At 32.9% G+C, this 26,987-nt stretch carries 14 protein-coding genes and 5 pseudogenes; 3 read left to right on the top strand and 16 right to left on the bottom strand.

Annotated elements, in window-relative coordinates; genetic code table 11:
• The first annotated feature begins 20 nt into the window (after positions 1–20).
• The gene (gene msrA / locus ABLV95_RS04635) at positions 21–524 is read left to right on the top strand and encodes a peptide-methionine (S)-S-oxide reductase MsrA (protein WP_069815726.1); all 504 of its coding nucleotides are present in this window, start codon (positions 21–23) and stop codon (positions 522–524) included.
• Positions 525–635: 111 nt separating this feature from the next.
• Here msrA and ABLV95_RS04630 read toward each other — a convergent pair whose 3' ends face one another.
• The 13 genes and pseudogenes from ABLV95_RS04630 to parE all read right to left on the bottom strand — a co-directional run bounded on the left by ABLV95_RS04630 (position 636) and on the right by parE (position 19,763).
• On the bottom strand, positions 636–1,550 hold the full coding sequence (locus tag ABLV95_RS04630) for a D-ribose ABC transporter substrate-binding protein (protein ID WP_069815730.1): 915 nt from the start codon (positions 1,548–1,550) through the stop codon (positions 636–638).
• 17 nt (positions 1,551–1,567) lie between these two features.
• Entirely contained in the window at positions 1,568–2,509 is a 942-nt protein-coding gene (locus tag ABLV95_RS04625) for an ABC transporter permease (protein WP_427704503.1), read from the bottom strand.
• Positions 2,496–3,991: pseudogene (locus tag ABLV95_RS04620) on the bottom strand (sugar ABC transporter ATP-binding protein). The gene ABLV95_RS04625 and the pseudogene ABLV95_RS04620 overlap by 14 nt, the downstream one beginning before the upstream one ends.
• Before the next feature lie 12 nt (positions 3,992–4,003).
• On the bottom strand, positions 4,004–4,393 hold the full coding sequence (gene rbsD / locus ABLV95_RS04615) for a D-ribose pyranase (RefSeq protein ID WP_285323875.1): 390 nt from the start codon (positions 4,391–4,393) through the stop codon (positions 4,004–4,006).
• Positions 4,394–4,437: 44 nt separating this feature from the next.
• Positions 4,438–5,412 carry a LacI family DNA-binding transcriptional regulator gene (locus tag ABLV95_RS04610; RefSeq protein WP_427704506.1) on the bottom strand — a complete coding sequence of 325 codons (975 nt, stop codon included), beginning with the start codon at positions 5,410–5,412 and terminating at the stop codon, positions 4,438–4,440.
• Positions 5,413–5,663: 251 nt separating this feature from the next.
• Positions 5,664–6,227: a hypothetical protein gene (locus ABLV95_RS04605; protein WP_427704508.1), complete on the bottom strand. Its 564-nt coding sequence runs from the start codon at positions 6,225–6,227 to the stop codon at positions 5,664–5,666.
• Between the two features lie 449 nt (positions 6,228–6,676).
• Complete coding sequence (gene mprF, locus ABLV95_RS04600) at positions 6,677–9,202, bottom strand: bifunctional lysylphosphatidylglycerol flippase/synthetase MprF (RefSeq protein ID WP_460876502.1); 2,526 nt, start codon at positions 9,200–9,202, stop codon at positions 6,677–6,679.
• A gap of 456 nt (positions 9,203–9,658) precedes the next feature.
• Positions 9,659–10,886: pseudogene (locus ABLV95_RS04595) on the bottom strand (AI-2E family transporter).
• Positions 10,887–11,217: 331 nt separating this feature from the next.
• Positions 11,218–12,316, bottom strand: a pseudogene (locus tag ABLV95_RS04590) (acyltransferase family protein).
• Between the two features lie 336 nt (positions 12,317–12,652).
• Complete coding sequence (gene glcT, locus ABLV95_RS04585; RefSeq protein ID WP_460872624.1) at positions 12,653–13,507, bottom strand: glucose PTS transporter transcription antiterminator GlcT; 855 nt, start codon at positions 13,505–13,507, stop codon at positions 12,653–12,655.
• A gap of 152 nt (positions 13,508–13,659) precedes the next feature.
• Positions 13,660–15,115, bottom strand: a pseudogene (locus ABLV95_RS04580) (alanine/glycine:cation symporter family protein).
• A 253-nt stretch (positions 15,116–15,368) separates the two neighbouring features.
• Positions 15,369–17,771, bottom strand: a complete 2,403-nt coding sequence (gene parC / locus ABLV95_RS04575) for a DNA topoisomerase IV subunit A (RefSeq protein ID WP_460876499.1) — start codon at positions 17,769–17,771, stop codon at positions 15,369–15,371.
• Positions 17,768–19,763 (bottom strand): annotated as a pseudogene (gene parE / locus ABLV95_RS04570) (DNA topoisomerase IV subunit B). Before parE ends, parC begins: the two are co-directional and overlap by 4 nt.
• Before the next feature lie 204 nt (positions 19,764–19,967).
• Between parE and plsY the strand changes: the two are divergent.
• Together plsY and ABLV95_RS04560 are read left to right on the top strand one after the other, a co-directional pair.
• Positions 19,968–20,576 carry a glycerol-3-phosphate 1-O-acyltransferase PlsY gene (gene plsY, locus ABLV95_RS04565; protein ID WP_460876738.1) on the top strand — a complete coding sequence of 203 codons (609 nt, stop codon included), beginning with the start codon at positions 19,968–19,970 and terminating at the stop codon, positions 20,574–20,576.
• A gap of 354 nt (positions 20,577–20,930) precedes the next feature.
• On the top strand, positions 20,931–21,227 hold the full coding sequence (locus ABLV95_RS04560) for a HesB/YadR/YfhF family protein (RefSeq protein WP_069815759.1): 297 nt from the start codon (positions 20,931–20,933) through the stop codon (positions 21,225–21,227).
• A 268-nt stretch (positions 21,228–21,495) separates the two neighbouring features.
• On the opposite strand, the gene menI is transcribed toward ABLV95_RS04560, so the two are convergent.
• The 3 genes from menI to ABLV95_RS04545 form a co-directional block, all read right to left on the bottom strand.
• The gene (gene menI / locus ABLV95_RS04555; RefSeq protein ID WP_460876497.1) at positions 21,496–21,954 is read right to left on the bottom strand and encodes a 1,4-dihydroxy-2-naphthoyl-CoA hydrolase MenI; all 459 of its coding nucleotides are present in this window, start codon (positions 21,952–21,954) and stop codon (positions 21,496–21,498) included.
• 210 nt (positions 21,955–22,164) lie between these two features.
• On the bottom strand, positions 22,165–24,870 hold the full coding sequence (gene acnA, locus ABLV95_RS04550) for an aconitate hydratase AcnA (protein WP_460876495.1): 2,706 nt from the start codon (positions 24,868–24,870) through the stop codon (positions 22,165–22,167).
• Positions 24,871–25,219: 349 nt separating this feature from the next.
• Positions 25,220–26,863: a BCCT family transporter gene (locus ABLV95_RS04545; RefSeq protein ID WP_460876493.1), complete on the bottom strand. Its 1,644-nt coding sequence runs from the start codon at positions 26,861–26,863 to the stop codon at positions 25,220–25,222.
• Positions 26,864–26,987: the final 124 nt, after the last annotated feature.

The following is a 26,987-nucleotide window of genomic DNA, read 5'->3' as shown; positions in this document are numbered from 1 at the left end:
ATACAGAAAGGATGTTAAGCATGAATATAAACAAAGCATACTTCGCCGGAGGTTGCTTTTGGTGTATGGTCAAGCCTTTTGACACGTATGAAGGTATTGAACAAGTAACCTCTGGTTATATGGGAGGTACAGTTGATAATCCATCATATGAACAAGTCAAGACTGGCAACACTGGGCATTATGAAACCGTCGAAATCGAATATGATGTCGCACTGTTTTCATATAATAAGTTATTAGAAATTTTCTTTTCTGTAATAGATCCAACTGATGACGGCGGACAATTTCAAGATAGAGGTTCGCAGTATAAGACAGCTATTTTTTATTCTAATGACAATCAAAAGGAAGTAGCTGAAACGTATATCGAAAAATTAAAACACACGATTGATAGAGACAAGGCAATTGCAACTCAAATCTTGCCCGCTTCTAAGTTTTATAAAGCTGAAGCAGAACACCAAGAATTTTATAAAAAAAATCCAGAACGTTATGCTGAAGAACAAAATGAACGTCAAAATTATAAGCAATAACAAATCAATCATAAAAGCCGGAGCATATCTTCTATGCATCCGGCCTTTTGATATTATATGATCGAACTCACTTATTAGTCTCCCTATAGCACTATAAGCTATTTTTTACTACTACTCTTGTTTTTTCATTTCTAATGGTATCTTATTCTTCTTCTCTACTTCCTTACCTTTGTGTAAATCTATTACTGTTTTCAAACTTTCTTCACCCATCAAATCAGGTTGTTGCGCGACCGTGGCATATAACTTACCTTTGTCTACTGATTTAATTGCATCTTCATTACCATCAAAACCAATAACTTTAATATCTTTGCTGCCTACCGCTTCTATTGCGCCTAATGCCATTTCATCATTTTGTGCAAAGATTGCTTTAATATCTGGATGTGCTTGAATAATATTTTGAGTTACATCCAATCCTTCTGTTCTATTAAATTTCGCACTTTGTTTGGATACCACGTCAAGTGAGTCATCTGCTACGTTATGGAACCCTTTACCACGTTCTCTTGTAGCACTTGCCCCAGGTATACCTTCTAACTCTGCAACTTTAGTACCTTCCCCAAATTTATCAACGATGAGGTTTGCAGCCATTTCCCCACCTTTAACGTTATCTGAAGCAATAAATGAAGCGACTTCCCCTTTAGCAACTTCCCTATCTAAGGTTACTACTGGTATGTTCTGATCATTAGCTATTTGTATACTACCAGAAATTGCATCTGAGTCTGTAGGATTCACAATAAGATAATCTACATTTTGTTGTATTAAATCATCAATATCGTTTGCTTGTTTTGCCGCATCATCTTGCGCATCTGCAAACTTCACTTTAACACCTTGTTTTTTTGCCTCATCTTCAATACCATCTTTAATTTTCACAAAGAATGGATTGTTTAACGTTGAGATACTTACACCAATGACAATATCAGATTTTTTCTTATCTGACTTACCGTCATCATTATTTTCCAAAGGAGACTCAAGTGAACATCCTGTTAAAAATAATAAAATCGCAATTGCACTGATTAATATTTTTTTCATCTTGCTAACCTCCCACACTATTTATTCTTTCTATCAATTAATACAGCTATGATAATCACTACACCTTTAACAACCTGTTGATAGAATGATGAAACGCCTAATAAGTTCAAACCATTGTTTAACACACCAATAATAAGTACACCAATTAATGTACCGAGTATGCGTCCCTTACCACCCGTAAGTGATGTACCACCCAGTACAACGGCCGCAATCGCATCTAGCTCATATGACATACCTGCTGTTGGTTGTGCAGAGTTTAAGCGTGATGTTAATATTGCACCTGCCATTGCCGACATTAAGCCAGCTAAACTATAAATCATGATTTTTAATTTATTTACTTTAATACCAGAAATAAATGCTGCCTTCTCATTACCGCCCATAGCATAAGTTTGTCTACCAAATACTGTTTTATGTAGCAAAATATATAAAATGATAAACGTAACAAACATTGTAACTGCCGGAACAGGTATGCCTAAAAAGTAACCACGACCAAATAATTGGAATGCATAGCTCCCATTTAAGTTTGTAATCGGGTTACCATCCGTAATCACTAGTGTTAAGCCCCTAAAGACGGTCATAGTAGCCAATGTTGCGATAAATGGTGCCATCTTACCTAAAGTAATTAACAAACCGTTAATGGCCCCTAGAACTGCACCAAAGATACAACCGAGTAATAACGCAATCATTGAATCTACACCTGATACCATTAAAATTGCTACCATCGCACTTGATAACGCCAATGTAGAACCGACGGACAAATCAATACCGCCCGTTAAAATAACAAATGTCATACCAAATGCAATGAGTCCATTAATCGATACTTGTCTCAGTAAATTAAATAAGTTGGATGGTTCTAAAAATGCGCTGTTTAATGCACTAATGATAATAACTAATAAGATTAACCCAATAAACGGAATTATTTTTTCTAAATATGAAAATGATAGTTTAGAATGTGTCATGTACTTCCCCTCCAGTAGCTAATGTCATAATACGTTCTTCTGTTAATGATGCTTTCTCTAGCACGCCCGCAATATTTCCTTCATGCACAACGGCCACTCTGTCACTCATGCCTATAATTTCAGGTAATTCTGATGAAATCATAATGATAGACATGCCTCGTTCGGTCAATTCATTCATCAATTGATAAATCTCTCTTTTCGCACCTACATCAATACCACGTGTAGGCTCGTCTAAGATTAGGACATGTGGCGCAGTTGCTATCCATTTTGCAATAACAACTTTTTGTTGATTACCACCTGATAAATCAACACATGCATCATTTTTCTTACCTTTAATATTCAAACGTTGAATCATTTGTTCTGCATATTGCTCCATAGAAGCTCGTGTTAAAAAGCCGGATTTCGAAAAACTTTTCAACAGCTGGTAACGAGATATTCTCTAATATTGAATCTTGCAAGACCAAGCCTTCTTCTTTTCTATTCTCTGTGATAAATGCTAAGCCTTGTTTGATAGAGTGATTAGGATTATTTATCTGTAGTTGTTTATCATTGAGAGTTACTTGCATATGCCCCTTATCTAAACCAAACAATACACGCATAATTTCAGAACGTCCTGCACCCATCAATCCACTAAAACCTAAAATTTCACCTTTATGTAGATTAAAGTGAATATCATTCAATTTATGTTCAGTAGAACTGAGGTTTTTTACAGAAAGAACAACTTCCTCATCTTGCGTGTAATGTCTGTCTGGGTATTGATTATCTAGGTCTCTACCAATCATTGCCTTAACAATTTTCTCATTTGTTGTATCTGCTGTTGCAGAAGTTAAGATGGAACGTCCGTCTCGCATTACCGTAATACGATCTGAAATACTGAAAATTTCTTCCATTCTATGAGAGATATAGACAAATGACACACCTTCACTTTTCAGTTTTCGAATTTGTTCAAATAAAATATCAATTTCGTTATTTGTTAATGCCGCAGTAGGCTCATCCATAATAATGACTTTTGAATCTTGCATTAAAGCTTTACTAATTTCTAACATCTGTTGCATACCTACAGATAAAGCACCCGCTTCTTTATTTAAGTCGATATTAATATTTAACTTTTTGAAAATAGCATTTGCCTGTTTTTTCATCGCTTTATTATCCACAATACCTAAGCACTTTGTTTCCTCTTTACCAAGAAATAAATTTTCTAACACTGTTAAATTAGGCCATATATTTAACTCTTGTTGTATGAACGACACACCATTAAGTTCCGCGTCTTTGGTATTTTTAAATTGAATCGCTTCACCGTTTTCTTCAACAGACCCACTATCCGACTTATATACACCGGTGAGTATTTTCATCAATGTACTTTTCCCAAGCACCATTTTCTCCCATTAAGGCATGTATCTCACCATCACCGATTTCAAAATCCACGCCTCTTAATACGTCATTTTGCCCAAACGATTTATATATTTGTTCCATCTTTATCATTTTATTCACCCCTTAAAATAAAACACCGCTTGTTAGTACAACATTAGCAAACGGTTTAGCTTCACCTGTGCGAATGATGGCTTTAACTGTTTTACTTTGTACTTTGAATTGCTCATGTGACGTTGTTTGAATTTCAATATTTTCAGCTGATAATGTCTGATATAATGCCGTGTTTTGCGTTATCATTTCTTCAGCTAATGTCATTTGCTCGATTTCCATATGCTTTTTTATAAGGTTAAATACTTCAATAAAAGAAGGCTTTCCAAATTCCAATGCCAGATCAATCTTTTTCACGCCTTCTGGAACTGGAAGTCCACAATCTGCAATGATAATTTGATCAGTATGCCCTAAATCACTTAACAACTTTGAAATTTCGCTATTTAATATACCTGTCTTATACATTCAATCACTCCTAAAATTTTATGTAACCCGTTACATGTTATGCATCAAAATCTCGTACTTTCCCTCCGCTTCACTGTAATTGCTACTTGATCAACGTGGTCCGCGTCTCCCTCCTCATACAAATTGAGGAGTTTCGATACAGCAAGTTCACCTATACGATATGCCGATTGATCTATTGTTGTAATTTGAGGAAATGTCATTTTTGAAAATGGTATGTCATCATAGCCAACAAGTTGTATATCTTTCGGCACTTTAAATCCATGTTGTTGAATCACACCCAATATTTTAATCGCAATCAAATCATTACTACATATAATGCTATCGATATGATTTTGACGTATTTGTTTAATAAATTGTGTTTCGTCATCTATTTGTTCTTCTTCACAACGACAATATGACACATTATGTTGGTTGAGTACTGTTTCTACGCCATTCACACGTAATTGGAATGCGGCTACATTTAAATCAGAATGCACGATTAATACGTGCTGTGCCTGTCCTTCGATGATTAATTGAGATTGGAGTTGACCACCTTCAAAATGATTTGTAGAAATCCCTTCATTGCCATCATTGATACGATCAACAAATACAAATGGAATACCATATGAATGAAGTGTATTTTCAATTACATTTTCATTTAGCGCTGTGGAAATCATACCCGTACAATTATGCGCTACAAATGTAGAAAGATAATTTTTTGCTTTATCAATATCATTATCGCTATTACCTATCAATACTTGGTAACCGTGTGCCAAAGCTACATCTTCTACTCCGCGAGCAATAAGTGTGAAAAACGGATTACTAATATCTGGAAGTAATAGTCCTATCATTTTAGATTTTCGCTTATATAACGTACGTGCCGCTTCATTCGGTTGATAATTCAGTTGGTTAATCGCACTTTCAATTTGTGCTCTTGTTTGTGCTTTTACGTATCCATTATTATTGATTGCTCTAGAGACAGTTGCTACTGAGCATCCTGCCAATTGAGCTACTTCTTTTATTGTTGCCAATGAAATCACCTCAATTTATGTAACCGCTTTCATATTACCACAACTTTTTATAATTTAATAGAACAATCGTATGTTTTAATTATTAGATTAATTTTCTGTAGAGCTATTTGCAGTTTTTAAAAATAAAAAACGGTATTCTTTTAACTTTAGAATACCGCTCTAACATATCAATGCCTTTATCAAATCATATGTAATGTCGTTCAATACTATAACTATTTATCTGGATATATTAAATAACTATAATTGCCACTTTGTACTTTTTAATGATTGTCCGTTACTTGATCTATACTTTCTATCCCCTTAATTTCACCATTTTGACCTACATAAACTTTTACCGAGAATTTATTATTAGGATTATCATCATAAATCATTGTATTTTCTTCGTAGTTTATTGTTCTTGTACCATGTACTTGTCTAAATTGTTGGACATTCACGTCTTCCGGTATGATAAAGAAGCGGCTCACTTTATGATTGGTATAGCGAACCCCAATGTCACCGTATTTAACAACTTTCACACCGGCAATATTCATTGTTTTTTCGCTTTTACCAAATTCAGCTTCTATTTTATCTTTGTGTATTCCCTTCGATACTTTATGATAACCATGTCTTGTATCACGATTCATGAAATCTGTGCTAAATTGCTGTGCTAATACATCTATTTTCGGCGGATGACCGTTACTTTTTTCTTTATTGTGCTCATTACTCTGAGAAACTTGATTTGTCCCTTTATAATTAGAATTAAGGGATTGGTATAAAAACGTGCCCGCAACGATTAATGCAATAACTAATAAGGCTAAGATAATGCCAATTATGATCTTCTTCATTTTAATACGCCCCAATATTTTTAATTTATTTTATATCTTACTACAAATGATGAACTGATTGAATCTATTTTTAATATTAAATAATTATCATACAATTCTATTTTTAGCGATCGTTCCACTCCTAGCAAATAGTAATAATACAATTAAATTTTAAAAAGAAATTATGTAGATAAAATGTCATTTTTTATTTGAATAATCTTACTTCCCACCATTGAAAGCGTTTTCTAATGATGATATATTATGATTATACCTTAACAAAGGGGTAACGAGAAATTCATATATAGTTAGAGTCAAATGATATTTAGAACAGTTCTACCAGTTAGTTTATTTAAAGTAGTTAATAACTTCTCCAGATATTAACTACAGAAACCATTAAACACTTTTAAACTCCTTAAAAAAAGCAACCAACACATAAAATGTGTGTTGGTTGCTTTTATATTTATTCCTTCTTATTTATACTTTCTAATTACACGCATCACTTTTAACATACTAAGCCATAATGAATGATGTTTTCTATAAACTAAAAATCTTGGTTCCCAAAGAGGATTAAATTTCTCTTTGTATCTTCTGAGACCTTGAAATCTATATAGACCATTAAAATGTTCAAAAACTCTACCTGCGATTCTCTCTCCATAAAATGAAAACGGCACTTGCCCCACATTAGATAATGTAGCCATACCCATATTAAAATGCTCATAATTATGCGCCTTTGCCCATAACAACATATTCAAATATAAGCCATCCATTAAAGGTAAATGACTATCTGCCTTCCAACGAATTAAATCTACAGAAAGTGTTGCTTTGTAATACGTGGGCATAAAGGTACAAAATGCGATGATAGATTCATCTTTATTTTTAATGATCGCTATAGGTGCTTGCGATACATAGTATTCATTAAAGCTACCTACAGAAAAATGCATTTCATTTCTTTCTGCTAACCAATCGTGACTAATGTTTTTCAAATCCGCAAGTAATTTGGATGAAAACGGCGGGTCCAACACTTCAAAAGTTAGATTAAGATCATCAAACTTATTTAATGTTGCACGTAAGCCACGTTTCTTTTTACCTGATGTAGTAAATGTAGTTAAATCTATAACCGCTTCTTCACCTAATTTGAAAAATTGATTACCAAAATCATGATAAAGTGACATATATTTATCAGTTACTTGATAAAATATCACATCATAACCTAAGTATTGTGCTTCACGGTAAAACGTTTCTAATAATTCATGAAATGATTCTGGATTGCCTACTGGATCACCTAATACAATATAGGCACTGTATTTATAACGATACATAAGAAAGGCATCTTCTTTTTCATTAATAAAACAATGCTTATCTCCACTATACATTAAATGGCTTAAATAATTACCGCCATTTTGCGCTATGATTGCTTCACACATTTCTATATTGTTACTTCTATTCTTTACTCTATAACGATACTCAAACCACCAGACGATTGCACCGACAATAATAGCAACGAGTAGAATCGTAAACCAGAAATAATACCTTAATATTGAACTGTCCATTTCCAAATGATAAATATCTAATGTATAGAATGTCCCATCTATAACAATATGATTAATATACAAAATGAGTGCACCGACAGCGACACTTAACCATAACTTTGTATATCTGAATGGTCTTTTAATTGTATTTGAGCGTCTATAAAATACCAATAGTAGGACAAACATAACTGCTAGCCAACTCAGTAGTATAAAAGAAGCATAAGTATAAGCTGTAACAATAAATATTAAACTAATCGAAATCATTGAAAATAAAATAGCTCGTTTAGAGAGATGATATACACCAATTATATTTAATAATAAAAGTAAACATGCCGATGTATGTACTGATACGATAATGTAATAAATATAATGATTCGGATCATATAAACCATCATATATAATCGTCATATTATTTAAAAAACATATGAGGCTTGTATACATCAACAATAGTGCAATTGAAAACGATGGCACTCTTACAATTATATCTTTTTGATACGATGCTACGAGTGATGTCATATCTTTCACTGGTAACATAAGCTTTGAATCTTCCCAATAGCGTTTTGCAGTACTTCTGAATTCAAATGTAGAAAGAATCAACGCGATTAACACTGGGAATAAATAATAAGCAAAACGATAGAGCAATAATGCTAAAACAATTTCTTCTTCCGGTACATTCAGACTTTTCAAACCTAATAAGACGACTAAATCAAATGTTCCAAACCCACCAGGAATAAAACTAATTAAACCTGATAGTGACGCTATAATAAATATGCCCATAAAAGCAGTAAATGGTATGTGGATGCCTACAATGACTAAAGCCATATATAATACAAATGACGCTATCATCCATTCAACACCAGAAACAACTGTGCAATAAATACCAAGTAATTTATGTGATTGTTTAACTGGTTTTACATAAGTAACTATAATAAATATTGGTAAAAATAGTGCCACAATATACAATAACCATCTAATCCATGGAAAAGGGCTAAATATGTGCGTCACGTCAAATACGTGAATCACTACAAGGATAGACAGTAAACTAAGTCCTGTTAACATTGATATTAAAACAATAGAGATTGTATGTACTAACGCCTTTTTATCGTCAGTTGCGTTCTTGTATAATAGAAAACGTACACTTGCACCAATAAAACCTCCAAAGCCTACGACAACATTAAGTGCATTTACAATATAACCAATACGAATCGTTTTCAATAAAGAGAGTTTCAACTTTAACGTTTTTACTAAGAGGACGTCATAAAGCGATAATACAATAATAGATAACCCACCACTTAAAAATAAAGCAACTAACCATACTCTATTAATTTCCCCAAATGATTTTACTGTTTCTTTAAGATTAATATGTGAGAGTTCTTTATATAATGTGAAAACAACAAAAATAAATAACGTAACTGCAAATACTATTTTTAATATAGAAAATACTTTACTTCTTAATTCCTTAGACATATCTTCACTTCTCTTTTCAGTGATTCTATTGTGTCATAAAAAATATAGCACAACACTAAAATATAATAAATAAATTTTTAATGACATCTATATAACATAATTGTTAGGTGGCTTTCATTTAAATCATTTATACGATGCACAGTGAAGTCATTATGAAACGCAAAGTATATAAAAAACGACGAATTTCAGCCTTTGTCATTTTTGTGCGTGCTTTCTGCGGTCACAGCCTTTATTGTTATATTGGCAGTAGATTTCTGTCCACTCCCATGCTCAGGCAAGCATGTACTTTCAAAATCAAAAATTTTCTAATAAAAAAGGAGCGGTGATAGGAAATCAGATTTTGATTTCCTATCACCGCTCTATAAGACTGACTCGAAAAAGTAATACAGGAACTGAAAAAACTTCATTTAGATATCAGACAGCTACTGTGCAATCTAATCGAAGGATGCGTTGATATTAACGAATTTCTTCTTCTGATGAAGTTTGATACTCGCCTGCATCTTGACCATAATATTTATTATATCTACGTTTATACATAGAATATAAGTGTGAAATAAGCACTTTTAAGATAGCGTATGCTCGGTATACCTAAAATAACCCCAACTACACCGAGTAAGTTACCCGCACTTAACAAGATAAAAATAATTGTTAGTGGATGTATTTTCAGTGTTTTACCCATTACATTCGGTGAAATAAAGTGCCCTTCAATAAATTGTACAGCAGTCCACACGATAATTAATTTCAACAACATGATTGGTGAAGTAATTAATGCAATAATAATTGCAGGTGAAATTGCAATCGTAGGACCAATGTATGGTACTACACTCGTTACAGCCGCAATAGATGCTAAGATTAAACTATAATCTAATCCGATAATGCTATAACCAATAAATAATAGAATTCCAATACAGAACGAAACAACAATTTGTCCTTGGATATAAGAACCTACTTGAACACTCATTTTGTCTAATAAATCATGAAAATCTTTTCTGAATTTTGGTGGCATCAATTTTGTAGAAAAATCTTTGAAACGATAGCCATCTTTTAACATAAAGAATAATACAAATGGTGTTGTTGCAATTACTACACCAACATTGACTAATGCTTCGGCAAAATTCTTGATTTTAGATCCAAAACCATTAAAATAATCAGAAACCATACCTGGTAATTTTTTTGCTAATGTATCAAGTTGATCTTGAATCTGCGTATAGAAATTAGATATCACAGAAAATTTAGTAAGACTATCAATAAATTGGTTCACTTTATCGACATAGTATGGGAAATTATTACCAAAACTTTTGAATTGTGACCCAATCACTGGAATAAGTAGATTAATTGCCAATGATATTACACCAACGATGAGTAGGAATAGAATGATAACGCCCCAAACTCTTGGAATATTATATCGTTCCATTAAATTAACTACCGGGTTAAATAAATAATAGAGAATAATTGATACAATGATAGGTGTTGCAAGCGTATTAAATACGATAATAAATGGTTTGAAAATGTAAGAAACTTGATCAAATATAAAAATTGAAAAACCTACTAATATTAAAATCAACAAACCAAAAAGTAAATCTTTACCGCCTAAAAACTTCATGAAGCGGGTTTCTGGAAAACTCAGTCTCAATTTATCTTTTCCACTCTTTTTTTCTTGCTTTATATTTTCTTCATTCGACATATACTCACCATACCTTAATTTGATTCTAAAATTATAATTTAACATTAAATGATACAAATCGTAGTACAAAACTACGAACATAAAATGCATTGTCGATTTATTTGCTAATATTAATATTAACACATTCGTCATCTTCCAAACATATATTTTACCACATTATATATCGTAAGAATCTTTTTGAGAAATTATACACATAATAAAAGTACAACAATACTTTCATTATTTTTGTACTACTACAGCTTTTAATAAAAAAAGACAAACCAAACGTGAAAATTTGCTTGGTTTGCCTAGAAGTTAGTATATTCCACAATAATACGAGAGCTCTAAATTGTTAATTTAAAGTGGGTTCATTTTCACGAACTGGTTCTTCGGTAATATCTTTATTTTTATTCGTCTTCTTTTTAGGAATCGGAACGATATAATTGCCATAAGGTAATTTACCAATTAAGTATACTAATAATGCAGATAGTGCAACTGCTGCAATAAAGACACTCACAAATTTACTTTGTGGTGCTATATTCTCTACAATTGGTAATCTTTTCACAAATTGTATGGCAACATAGTGAACTAAGTATATCCCCATTGAATAGTTACCAATTACCGTTAACGTATTTAATACAATCTTATTTTTCTTAACATGCTCGTACATGTAATTAAGAAAAACGATAAAGAATGGAATATAAATAATGTTCGATATTGTGATTGAACTATTGAGATTTTCTAAATCAATACTTATGAGTAAATCTATAAATAATATTGCAATAATTATAGTAAGCGGCTGTTTTATACTTAAATATCAATTCTTTTATTTCATTATAAAATTTAGCATATACAATGCCTAGCATAAAGAATGAAATCCAATTCAAAATAAACAGTTTATCATTAACAAAGCGTTCGACGCCTCCGCCACCTAATGAAATTGGCTGAATGACGATCCAAACAATGTTGACAATGGTCGCTAAAATGAAAACCGATATGATTGGCCAACCTTTTTTAAATTTATGCACAAATGGAAAAAGAAAATAAAATTGAATGACAGTCAAAATAAAGTATAAATGAAAATTAGCTTTACCATAAACAAAATAGTTAATTAACTTACCGTCATCCTCAAGGTTATGTAAAAAATATTCTCTATATAACAAATAAAAAATCGTCCAAATTATGTAAGGGATAAAGATTTTACTAAATCTAGATTTCATAAAGTAATTCAAACTAAATCCTCTATTAATAACTGATATCGTCAATAAAAAAGCACTAATAACAGCAAATATAGGCGTGCCTAATCTTGCCATTTGATTGATATATCCTAAAGCGTCAGAAGTAAAATCGCCTGTTGAAGCTGAATAACCAATACTATTGACTGTATGAATTGCTACAACTAACATAGCCGCTACTGCTCTTATAATAGGCACTTCATCATAATACTTCACGCAACTGTAGCCCCCCTACTCATAATTAACCTGAAGACTAAGTCTATAATGTTCAACATAAGCTGTAAACCTTGTTGGCGGTGAAAAGTTGAATCTTAATACATTATTATATGTTATTTAATATTTTCTAAACACTCTTTACATTTCAACCTTTTTAAAAAGTAAAATTACTTTTTATTTAAATTAAAATATCAAAGTTTTTTAATTTAGTTTGTGGTTTTAAAAATAGCACCTAGTCATTTGAAATGACTAAGTGCTATTAGCAGTGTTAACTGGGGCATATAATAATTTTTATACATAAGTTTATATCATTGTCCGATTTTGCAATGAATTAAATTATGTTTGATCTGACGGCTTAGCGACCATAAAATGATAAACATGTAATGTTAAATAAATGACCTCTGCCTCATATATAGTAACATTCAGTTCTTGTTGCAACATTTTCATTATTTTCAAGGCGATATTAAAACACAAAGGGTACTGCGTTTTTAATAATTCTTCAAACGCACTTGTTTTTTGCAATACTTCCCCTTTATTTAATCTTCTTATTAAAAATTGAATATGTCTAATAAACCGTTGATATTGTACCGTTTCTTTATCTATTGTATGTTTCAAATCGTGCTCTAAAATAAAGATACTTTTATTAATCAACACATTTATCGTTTCCATCTCACGTATGGACACTGTTTCAGTATTAGAAGCGATATGTAATGCGATAAAACCAATCTCATCCTCAGGAAAATTCACTTCTAAAACATCGTTTAATCGTTCAATTACTTTTTCTGCTATTTCATATGCCTCACTATATAATTGCTTTGTTTCCATGACGAATGGATTATTAATTAATTGATTTTGTTTCATACGCTTATAAGCAAAAATAATGTGATCTGTTAACGATACAACCAATTTTTGATTGTCTATTTTCATTACCGAATTGGTAATAATATTTACTGCATCAATCACGGCTTGTATCAAGTTATCATCAGCTAATTCAACCAATGTTTTATAATGATCTTGTTGTGATTTTTGATCTAATATATATACTTTTTCAATGGATTGGTTTTCATGTAATGTCATTCCAATCTTTTTATTAAAACCAATGCCTTTTGCAATTAATACATATTCTTGCATTTCATTAGTACAAATAATTACATTGTTATTTAAAACCTTTGTAATAAGGTAAGAACTCATGTCACTCATCCTTCTTATTATGTCAATAAGCATTATATAGTGAAATTTATAAAATTGAAAGTAGTAAAACGCTTTTCTATTAATTTCATAGTATTATTACATAAAAAAACTATGCATTTTCATTTTATAGAAAATACATAGTTACAATCACTTTATATAATTATTTCTTTTTCATGCCCTAGACTTTCAATGCCAAATAAATTAATTTCTAATTCTTCTGGTTTAAAGACAGGCTTTTTACCTGCTTTACGTTGACGTTGGTAATCATTCATAACTGCAAATGCAATATTAGATAATCCTATAATTGCGACTAAGTTGACGATTGCCATTAAGCCCATAAATACATCGGCTGTGCCCCAAACAGTTTCTGTTTTAATTACTGCACCTACAAATACAAGTACAACAACTAAACATCTAAAAACAAATAATAATGTTTTGTTTTTAGATAAAAATTCAATATTTGATTGTCCATAGTAATAATTTCCTACTACAGATGAAAAAGCAAATAATGATATTGCTACTGTTAAGAAAATACCACCAACACTACCTAAATGTTCATTAAGTGCAGATTGTGTTACTGCAACACCTTGTGCCGCATTTTCACCAAATTCTAATCCTGTATATAATAAAATCATAATCGCAGTTGCTGTACAAACAAGCATAGTATCAAAGAATACACCTAGCGATTGAATTAAACCTTGTTTTACAGGGTGAGGAACGGCCGCTGTTGCCGCAAGCATTAGGTGCAGAACCCATACCGGCTTCGTTGGAGAATAAACCACGTTTAACTCCTTGTAAAATCGCCGCACCAACAGCACCACCAGTCGCCTGTTCAAACCCAAAGGCGCTCTTAACAATTGTAGTAATCATTGGAATTATTTGATCATAATTGATAAACAAAATAACAGCTACAAGACCGATATATATGATTGCCATAAATGGTACGATGACTGATGATATTTTGGCAATACTACGGACACCACCAAAAATAATAACACCTGTTAGTACTGCTAAAATGACACCTGTTACAACAGGGCTTACGTTATATTGTGTTTTTAATGATTCAGCGATCGTATTAGATTGCACAGTGTTAAACACAAATGCAAATGTCACTGTAATTAATATGGCAAATAAAACACCTAGCCATTTTTGATTTAAACCTTTAGTTATGTAATAAGCTGGTCCACCACGGAAACCACCATCTTCATCAGGTACTTTATATACCTGTGCTAAAGTTGCTTCTATAAAAGCACTCGCCGCACCAATCAATGCGATAACCCACATCCAGAACACAGCGCCTGGTCCACCTAAAACAATTGCAGTAGCCACACCCGCGATATTACCTGTACCGACACGAGATCCCGCACTTATTGCAAAAGCTTGGAATGGCGAGATACCTTTCTTACCACTATCTAGTGTTTCGGGTTTTTCGCCAATGGCACGAAACATTTCTGGAATCCATCTTAATTGAACAAATTTAGAACTAATAGTAAAGTATAAACCTGCTGTTATTAGTAGTCCAATTAGGTATTGCGACCAGATTAAATCATTCCCGACTTGAACAAAAGTTTTGAACCAATCTGGAATTAAACTATCAAAATTACTCAATTTAATCCCTCTCATCTATATAATTTAAATTTTATAGCAAAATCAAGAGATTTATAGTTATTTCATGTACATATTAATAATCAAAATGCATATGTGCACATGAAAGTGAGCGAAGGTTTAAAAGTGTTTAGCTAAAGGCTTTGCACTATCATATCTTGCTCCACTATAAATCTCTTGGTTTTATTTTTTATTGCACCTAAAAGGTATTTTATCATTATATAGTTGTATTTACTAACAGTTTTTTCAATTTATATTATTTAACAACTAAATTTTCCACTTCTCCAAAGTCATTAATATCTACTATGAAACTACCATTTGTGTATTGTTCTGATAAATGAATATCTTTAATCTCGCCTGTTTCTTGTTGTTTATTTGAATAGATTGTATATTGCTTTTGTCCTGGTTGGACAACTTCGGCGACTACAATACGATGAGGTGCTTTCTTAAGTTCTTTCAACAATGTAAGACCACGTTGCGCACGTTTTGCTGTTTGCAATACTTTAAATCCTACACGTTTTAATGAACCTCTTTGTGTCGCCATTAGAATTGAATCTTTTTCAGATATCAATTGTGTAAGCACTGCATAATCTTCGTCTTTTAAGTTAATAGATTTAACACCAACTGCTCTTAAACCAGTATCAGAAAGTTCATCACTACTATATGTTAAGGACATACCTTTATGTGTAAGCACTGTAATCAGTTGTAGTTCTTCTATGCGCATGACATTAATGATTTCATCATCCGTTTTTAACTTCATTGATACTAATGGTTTATTAAAGCGTGAAGTTTTGAACATAGAAACATTACTTTTCTTAATCATACCATCACGTGTAGCAAGAATATAAAATGCTTCAGGTTTAAAGTCACGTTCACAAAAGACATCTACGACATGTTCACCTTCATCAATCGGTACGATTTGTGATACGTGTTGACCCAAATCTTTCCATTTGATCTCTGATAATTTATGCACTGGAATATACAAGTAACGTCCTTTATTAGTAAAGACAAGTGCAGTATCTAAAGTATTAACTTCTTGATATTTAAGCAACTCATCGCCTTCTTTGACACCAACTTCTTCGGCGCCACTTGCATTAAAACTACGTAAAGAAGTACGTTTAATATAACCATGTTTTGTAACGCTCATGATTACAGTTTCACTTGGTATCATAACTTCTTTATCAATTTTGATTTCCGTAATTTCCGCTTCAATTGAAGACAAACGTTTTTGTTTATAGCGATTTCTTATTTCAGTTAATTCTTCTTTAATAACATTTAATAAGGCATCATGATTATCTAGGATGTTTCTTAAAGCTTCGATCGTTTTTTTCAATTCATCATGTTCATTTTGTAATTCAACAATATCTGTATTTGTAAGACGATACAATTGTAACGTCACAATCGCTTCAGCTTGAGCATCACTAAAATCATATTCAGCTACTAAGTTATTTTTAGCATCTTTTTTATTTTTAGAACTTCTAATGAGTTTTATGACCTCATCCAAAATAGAAAGTGCCTTCATTAAACCTTCTACAATATGCATTCTACTTTCAGCATGGTTTAATTCATAGCGCGTACGTTTTGTCACAACATCAATTTGGTGATTGATATAGCTATCAATAAATTGGCGAATGCCCATAAGTATAGGACGTCCATCACTAATCGCAACCATATTAAAGTTATATGCAACTTGTAAATCAGTGTTTTTATATAAGAAGTTCGCCACCGCTTCACTATTTACGTCTTTCTTCAATTCAATTGCTATACGTAAACCAGTTCGGTCTGTTTCATCACGTACTTCAACGATACCATCTACTTTTTTATCTGCGCGTAACTCATCCATTTTTTTAACTAGTGAACTTTTATTCACTTCATAAGGTACTTCAGTAACGATAAGCTCTTTTCTACCATTTCGTAGTTCCTCTAATTCTACTTTAGAACGGACAATGATTTTACCTTTACCGGTTTCATAAGCTTTCTTGATACCGTCAATACCCTGGATAATACCACCAGTAGGAAAATCTGGCCCTTTAATATATTTCATCAATTGACTCACTGTAATATCAGGGTTATCAATATATTTAAGCGTTGCTTGAATTACTTCTGCCAAGTTATGCGGTGGTATATCTGTTGCATAACCTGCAGATATACCGGTACTACCATTAATCAATAAATGAGGTAACCTTGCTGGTAAGACCATAGGCTCCATTGTTGTGTCATCATAGTTCGGCATAAATGGCACTGTTTCTTTATTAATATCTCTTAATAATTCTTCTGAGATACGGCTTAATTTAGCTTCCGTATAACGCATAGCCGCCACTGGATCATTATCAATACTACCATTGTTCCCTTGCATTTCGATTAGTACATGGCGTAATTTCCATCCTTGACTCAGTCGAACCATTGCGTCATACACAGAGGAATCACCATGTGGATGATATTGTCCAATGACATCACCGACAGTTTTAGCACTTTTACGGAAATTTCTATCATATGTGTTTCCACTTGAATACATTGCATATAAAATACGTCTTTGAACAGGTTTGAGCCCATCACGAACGTCTGGCAATGCACGCTCTTGAATGATGTATTTACTGTACCTACCGAATCGATCGCCAATAACATCTTCTAGCGATAAATCTTGAATTATTTCACTCAATTTATTTCCTCCTCATCGGGGTTTTCCTGTTCTAAAATTTGAATTTCATTATTATCCAAAATACTTTGTTCTTGTTGTAAGCCAAATTCAACATTTTTTTCAATCCATTCACGTCGTGGCGCTACTTTATCACCCATTAATGTTGTCACACGTTTAGAAGAACGCAATTCATCTTCAATTTGTACTCTAATTAACGTTCGAGTTTCAGGATTCATTGTTGTTTCCCACAATTGATCGGCGTTCATTTCACCAAGACCTTTATAACGTTGTAGTGTAAAGCCTTTACCTAATTTATTTTGTAATTGCTCTAATTCTTCGTCAGTCCAAGCATACTCAATTTTTCTCGAAGCACCTTTACCTTTTTCTAATTTGTATAAAGGAGGTAGTGCAATAAATACTCTGCCGACTTCTACTAAAGGTTTCATATACTTAAAGAAGAATGTTAATAACAACACTTGGATATGTGCGCCATCGGTATCAGCATCTGTCATGATGATGATTCTATTATAATTGCTATCTTCAATCTTAAATTCGTTACCGACACCCGCACCAATTGTATGGATGATTGTGTTAATTTCTTCATTTTTGAATATATCATCCAGTTTAGCTTTTTCTGTATTTATTACTTTACCTCTTAGCGGTAATATAGCTTGATACTTACGATCTCTTCCTAATTTAGCAGAACCACCTGCTGAGTCACCCTCTACTAAGTATATTTCTTTTTTCTCAGTATTTTTACTTTGTGCAGGTGTTAATTTCCCAGAAAGTAATGTGTCTTTACGTTTATTTTTCTTGCCTGAACGTGCATCTTCTCTTGCTTTACGTGTTGCTTCTCTCGCTTGTTGGGCTTTCAGAGCTTTTTTTACTAGAGATTTAGATAATTGCCCTTTTTCTTCTAAATAATACGGCAATTTGTCAGACACAACGGAATCAACTGCACTTCTAGCTTCTGGTGTACCTAACTTAGACTTGGTTTGTCCTTCGAATTGCAGTAATTCTTCCGGCACACGTAACGATATAATTGCTGTAAGCCCTTCTCTTATATCATTACCATCTAGATTCTTATCTTTCTCTTTTAATTCATTAATACGTCGCGCATAATCATTAAACACACGTGTCATAGCTGATTTAAAACCAACTTCATGCGTGCCTCCATCTTTAGTACGAACGTTATTAACAAAACTCAAGATACCTTCTGAGTATTGATCGTTGTATTGAAATGCTACTTCTACTTCAATTTTATTCGCTTCACCTGCAAAATTAGCGACTTCGTGTAATACTTCTTTGCCTTCATTAACATAACTCACAAATTCTTTAATGCCATCTTCATAGTGGTAAACATCTTCACGTTCTTTACCAGCTCTTAAATCTCTAAGCGTGATTTTTAGGCTTTTCAGTAAAAAAGCCGACTCTTGCAATCGTTCACTTAACATATCGTAATTAAATGAAGTTGCTCGCTTTGAAAATTTCAGGATCTGGTTTAAACGTTACTTTTGTACCTGTTCTTTTTGTTTTACCATGTTTTTCAAGTCCTGATGATGGTTTACCACCATTTTTAAAACTTTGGGTATATATCGTACCATCTCTACAGATTTCAACTTCCAACCATTCACTCAGCGCATTGACAACTGATGCGCCCACACCGTGTAATCCACCTGAAGTCTTATATCCGCCTTGCCCAAACTTACCGCCTGCATGAAGTACCGTGAAAATGACCTGAACAGTAGGTTTCCCTGACGTGTGGATACCTGTTGGCATGCCACGTCCGTTATCTTCTATTGTAATACTTTCATCTTTATTGATAGTTACTATGATTTCACTACCAAAACCGTTTAATACTTCATCGACGGAATTATCGACAACTTCATACACTAGATGATGTAATCCACGTTTATCGGTAGAACCAACATACATACCAGGTCTTTTTCTTACGGCCTCTAACCCCTCAAGAACCTGAATGGAATCATCCGAATAGTTATTTTGTTTATTCATTGCCAATCGTTTCGCCCTCCTACAAACATACGTTCGTTTTTAAAACTATACATTAGTTATTCTTATATAAATCTGGATAAATTGCAAGCACCAAATCAATTTTCAAAAAATAATTCATTCCTCTATGAAAATTTTTATTCGTCTTATTATGGTCTTGTATGGTAAAATAATTTTAATGTCATTAAAGGATGTGGATTATATATGATGATGATTATAATCATGTTGATACTAAGTTACCTCATTGGTGCATTTCCAAGTGGCTATGTAATAGGAAAATTATTTTATAAAAAAGATATCAGAGAATTTGGTAGTGGCAACACTGGCGCGACAAATAGCTTTAGAGTATTAGGTAAACCAGCAGGCTTCCTAGTTACTTTTTTAGACATATTTAAAGGTTTCATTGTTGTCTTTTTCCCACTATGGTTACCTGTCAGTGCAGAAGGTCCTATTAGTTCATTTTTCACAAATGGATTAATCGTTGGTGCTTTCGCAATTTTAGGTCATGTATATCCAGTTTACCTTGGATTCAAAGGTGGTAAAGCCGTTGCTACAAGTGTTGGCGTTATACTTGGTATGAATCCTGTCTTATTAATTATACTAGCAGCTATTTTCTTTATAATATTGAAATTAACAAAATATGTTTCACTTTCAAGTATTATTGCGTCAATCTGTTGTCTTATTGGTGCTGTACTCATTCGAGACGTCATCTTAGTTATCGTTAGCATCGGTGTAGTTGTATTGCTGATTATTAGACACCGTTCTAATATTGTAAGAATTTTCAAAGGTGAAGAACCCAAAATAAAATGGATGTAACTATTACACAAGTCACTATGTAAACAATCAAGTAATTAAAATAAAAAGCTAGAGGACTTCATTGCCTCCAGCTTTTTATTTTTAGCTTAAGACCCCTAACATCCACGTACGAAGAATTAATTTCTTCGATCACTTTAAAACATCATTACTTCTATTATACTACTAATGTAGTGCTTTAACATAGATTTTCGCTATTTCACATATGTCTAAATTGATTTCAAATAATTTTTTGATAATTTATGCTATAATATCTTTAGTATTACTCAAAACGGGTAATGTATATAATACTAATTTTTAGATTAGTCACTAACTATCATAAGTTAAGCACTTGTGAACCGAAAGGAGACTTTTATTATGGAAATAGAACTTTCAAATAATGCAGTGTCTTGGTTTAAAGAAGAACTTGAATTACCCGAAGGTGATAAAGTCTTACAATTTTTCGTTCGTTATGGTGGAGAATTTCAGTTAAAACAAGGATTTAGCCCTGCCTTTAGCGTAGACAGAAAAGATGAAGTTGAAATTGGTTACGAAAATAATTACGAAGGTTTAGACGTAGTCATCGCCGAAAAAGATTTATGGTATTTTAAAGATGATAATTTATTCATCGATATAAATGATAGTGTTGATGAAATTTCGTATACTACTAAATAATATATAGTTAAATTATTTTGAACTTAAGTTAATGTACAATCAGTGTTGATTATTATCTTTCTTCTATATAATATTGCTTAAACAGTTGTATTTAAACTTTTAGATTCAAATGATTTATCATTAGTATAATTAAAGAAGCTTTCGAGATAAAAGAATTAAAGTTAAACAAGAAAAAGGATGATTTCTATTAAATAATATAGAAATCATCCTTTTTTATTTGTTTTACCATGTATCTTTTAATTAACATTTAACGAAAAGTAGTATTGAGTTAAATACCTTTTACAAGCTCTAACGTTTCGCCCGCTTTATTTTTTTGATCAATATCAAGATAAGTCGCATGCCACTCTGGGAAATACTTATCTAGTCTAATTGGTTTAAAGTCTTCCTTTTTAATACAAGTTAAAGTAGTAGATCCTGTAGTCGCTAACTCGTCTGCTTCATTAAAAATCTCATAACGATAAACATATCTCAATCTAGAGTATTTATCTACCCAAGTCTTAATTGTTACCTTTTCTGGATACGTGATGGATTTAATATATTTAATATCTATATCTGTTACTGGTGAGATAATACCCGCATCTTCCATGTCTTTATAACTGAAGCCCAATTTAGAAATATAGTCTGTACGTGCGACTTCGAACCATGTAGGGTAATTACCATGATAGATTACGCCCATTTGATCTGTCTCTTGATAACGTGATTCTATTTTTGTCATACTGTAAATCATTTTACGTCCTCTTTTCAAATACACATAGTCATTATTACACATTAAATATTAACATAAAAAAGGGAGCGTGACAGAAATCAACGTTTGATTTCATTTTCCCACCCCCACAAGACTGATTAGATAAAGAAATACAAGTGCTTAAGCTCTTGCATAAGAACTTAAAACAAGTGAATTTATATATCAGACAGCTAATGTGTAATCATTAAGTTATTAATTACTAGCTAATTTTTTTCTTAATACAAGTTGTAAGATACCACCATGGCGGTAATAATCCATTTCTACATTTGAATCAAAACGTGCAACTGCTTCAAATTCAATGACTTTACCATTTTCTTTTTTAGCTTGTACTTTAACTAAATCATGAGGTTTAACATTTTCATCAATATCAACTGAAATAACTTCAGTTCCATCGATACCTAAACTTTCTGAAGACTCTCCGTCTTTAAATTGTAAAGGTAAAACACCCATCATAACTAAGTTTGAACGGTGAATACGTTCGTAACTTTGAGCAATAACTGTTTTAACACCTAAAAGGTTTGTACCTTTAGCTGCCCAGTCACGTGAAGATCCCATACCGTAGTCATTACCAGCTAATACTACTAAACCAGTGCCATCTTCTTTATATTTCATTGCCGCATCGTATATTGGCATTTGTTCACCTGTTGGCCAATACGTTGTGAATCCGCCTTCTGTACCTGGAGCCAATTCGTTTTTAATACGAATATTAGCGAAAGTACCACGGACCATAACTTCATGGTTACCACGACGTGAGCCATATGAGTTAAATTGACGAATTGGAACATCATGATCCAATAAGTATTTACCTGCTGGTGTGTCTTTGCCAATAGCACCTGCTGGCGAAATATGGTCAGTTGTTACTGAATCTCCAAATTTACCCATAACACGTAAATTTTTAAGTGATTCAATTGTTCCTGGCTCTTTAGATAAGTCTTGGAAGAATGAAGGGTTTTGAATATAAGTAGATTCAGAATCGAAGTCATATAACGGTTTATCTGTAACATCGATTTCGTTCCACATTTCATTATTATTGTATACCGTTGCATACTCTTCTTTGAACAATTCAGGTGTAACAACATTATCTACAGTATCTGAAACTTCTTTAATTGTAGGCCAAATGTCTTTTAGATATACATCTTCGCCATCTTTGCCTTTACCTAGTGGTTCATTTTGTAAATCGATATTTACTGTACCTGCTAAAGCATAAGCAACAACTAATTGTGGTGAAGCTAAGTAGTTACCTTTAACTAAAGGATGGATACGTCCTTCAAAGTTACGGTTACCTGATAATACAGATGTAACTAATAAATCTTCTTCTGCTATAGCTTTTTCAATTTCTTCACGTAATGGACCTGAGTTACCAATACAAGTTGTACAACCATAACCTACAAGGTTGAATCCAAGTTTATCAAGATAATTGTTTAAACCTGAATCATTTAAATAGCCTGTAACAACTTTTGAACCTGGTGCTAATGAAGTCTTAACGTATTCTGGCACTTCTAATCCTTTTTCTACTGCTTTCTTAGCAACTAGTCCAGCACCTAACATTACATATGGGTTAGATGTATTTGTACATGATGTAATTGCGGCAATAGCTAGGTCGCCCGTTTTCATTGTTGTACTTGAACCGTCTTTAAATTCAATATCAACAGTTTTATCAAACTCGCTCTCATCAAATCCGTGACCTTGGTTACCTGTTGGTGCAGTAACTGATTTTTGGAATTCAGTTTTCATATCACTTAAGAAAATTAAATCTTGAGGACGTTTTGGTCCTGCTAATGAAGCTTCAACAGTTGATAAATCTAATTCAACAACTTTAGTATATTCTGGTTCATCATCTTCTACTGTGAAGAACATGCTGTTTTCTTGTAAATATTTTTTCACAAGTTGGATTTGATCCTCAGAACGACCTGTTAAGCGCATATATTTTAATGCTTCTTCATCTACTGGGAAGAAACCACAAGTCGCACCATATTCTGGAGCCATGTTTGCAATAGTTGCACGGTCTGCCAATGGTAAATGTTGTACACCTGGACCAAAGAATTCAACAAACTTGCCAACCACGCCTTGTTTACGTAACTCTTGAGTCACACGTAAAGCTAAATCTGTAGCTGTTGCACCTTGTGGTAATGCGTTAGATAATCTAACACCAATCACTTCAGGGATTGGGAAGTATGAAGGTTGACCAAGCATTCCTGCTTCGGCTTCGATACCACCTACGCCCCAACCTAATACACCAAGACCATTAATCATTGTCGTATGTGAGTCAGTACCAACTAATGTGTCAGGAAACGCTACAGTTTCACCATCTACTTCACGAGCATGAACAACATTTGCTAAATACTCTAAGTTAACTTGGTGAACGATACCAGTTGTTGGTGGCACTGCACTATAATTGTTAAATGCTTTAGTAGCCCAATTTAAAAATTGATAACGTTCGTAGTTTCTTTCAAATTCTAATTTCATATTACGTTCTAATGCATCTGGATTTGCATAGCTATCAACTTGAACTGAGTGGTCAATAACTAAATCTACTGGTACTTCTGGGTTGATTTTATCCAAATCTCCGCCAACATCATTCATTGCTTTACGTAATGATGCTAAGTCTACAACTGCGGGAACACCTGTGAAATCTTGTAGAATAACACGAGATGGTTTAAATGGTACTTCGCCTTCTGCGCCTTTGTTAAAGTCAGATAATGCTTTGATGTGTTCATCAGTGATTACAAAACCATCTTCTTGTCTTAAAACAGACTCTAGTAATACTCTAATTGAGTATGGTAATTTTGATACTTTCGTTAAACCTTGTTCTTCTAACGTATTTAAATCATAAAATGTATATGATTTTCCGTTAAGCTCAAACGATTTTTTCGCTTGTTGTTTGATATTAGAAGCCATAAAAATCCCCCTTGAAATTTATATTGATTATATGCCGTTATCTGAATTGTATAATTAAATGCAACTTAAAACAACTACATAATACTAGAAACCTATATAATTTAGATTTGATTTTTCAATCAGTATGTATAAGTATAACTTATCACGCTATGATTGTGTAATAAGTTAATGTTATCAATTGAGAATCATTATCACCTATATTTAATTATATATACAATTCTTTTTACTGTTTTGCTTATATTTTTTATTTATATTAAACGCTTTAACAAAAACCGCTCCTCGCTTAATATTTAATCTTTTTGCGCACAAAAAAACTGGAGGCCCATTAGGATCCCCCAGTTAATTCACATTATTTTTCGTTTTTTTCATCGTCTCTTAATGGTTTACGTCTTTCAATAATGTCATCTTCATAATCATCTTCTTGATGTTGCACATAATCTTGCAATCTATGTTTGTTAGGCGTCAATGTTAAGCCTAAGAACTTACGCTCTTTATTGGCATCTTTGTAGAATGAAACCATCATCATTATAACTACAAAGGAGAACGGCAAGGCACTTATAATGGCGGCACTCTGAATCGCGTTCAGTGCTTGTGCACCATCACCCCCACCCGCAAATAATAATACGAAAGCAATTAATGATTGTGCAATACCCCAAGTTACTTTAATGTAATTCGAAGGATTTAACGAACCATATGTCGTTTGCATACCTAATACGAATGTAGCTGAGTCTGCTGAAGTAATAAAGAATGATGCAATTAATATTAATGCAACGATTGATAATATAATACCCATAGGTATTTCGTTAAACACAGCAAAGAGTTGTGTTTCTACGGTCATATCGAATATTTCAGGATTTTTCTTACCAGTTTCAATACCTAGTACTCCAAATACACTGAACCAAACGAAACTTACTAATGCGGGCACTAAAAGTACACCAGAAATAAATTCACGGATAGAACGTCCTTTAGATACACGTGCAATAAATATACCTACGAATGGACTCCAGCTTAACCACCAGCCCCAATAGTAAAGTGTCCAACTAGACATCCATTCACTCTTTTGAGGGTTTAAAGCTGCTGTATCAAATGAGTTAAATAGGAACGAGTTCAATAGACTACCTGTTGAACTTGTCATCATATTTAAAATTAATACAGTTGGGCCAATAATAAGTACAGCTATCATCAATATTAAACCTAAACTAATATTTAGATTACTTAAATATTGGATACCTTTACTTAATCCAGACCAAGCACTCATGATAAATAATATAGTTACAATCACAATAATAATTGCTTGTACCCATATATTATTTGGAATTCCGAATAAGTAATTCAAACCACCATTGATTTGTAATGCGCCCATACCAAGTGATACGGCAACACCAACAACAGTAGCAAATACTGCTAATACATCGATTATTGTTCCAATAGGACCTTCTACTTTATCGCCTAAGATAGGTCGTAAAGTTCTAGAAATAAGTCCTGGTTCGCCTTTTCTAAATTGAGCATACGCTAGCGCTAATGCTACTACGCCATAAATTGCCCATGCGTGGAAGCCCCAATGGAAGAATGTTGCGCGTAAACCTTCAGTATACGCTTCAGTTGTTTTTGGATCTGCAGTTGGTGGCGCGGCAAAGTTAGCCATTGGTTCAGCCGCTCCATAGAATACAAGTCCAATTCCCATACCAACACTAAATAACATCGCAAACCATGAAATTGTATTAAATTCAGGTTTATCATTCGGTTTACCAAGTTTCAGTTTACCGATTGGGCTAAATATTAGGAAAACACAGAAGAAAACAATGAACGTTGTAAGTATTAAGTAATACCATCCAAGTTTTTCTGTTATCCATAGTTTGATTGTATTTGTTACAGTGTCAAACTGTTCAGGCAAGAATGCACCTATAAGTACTACAATCGCTACGAGTATCGCACTATAGATAAAAACTGGAGATATTTTCTTACCACTAAGTCTATCGTTAGAAGAATTCATTAATAATAACTCCCTTTCTCATCTTATTTAATTTTTTAAAATCCTAAATAGAAAAAACACTATAAATTCTATTTTTATCTTTCGCCACGTATTAGAATAACAAACCCTAGTGTTAATATCAAAT

This window comes from Staphylococcus sp. Mo2-1, from assembly GCF_046721385.1.
Lineage (GTDB): Bacteria > Bacillota > Bacilli > Staphylococcales > Staphylococcaceae > Staphylococcus > Staphylococcus equorum_A.
Note: the sequence above shows the minus strand (reverse complement) of the source record. Positions and strands in the feature narration are given on the sequence as shown.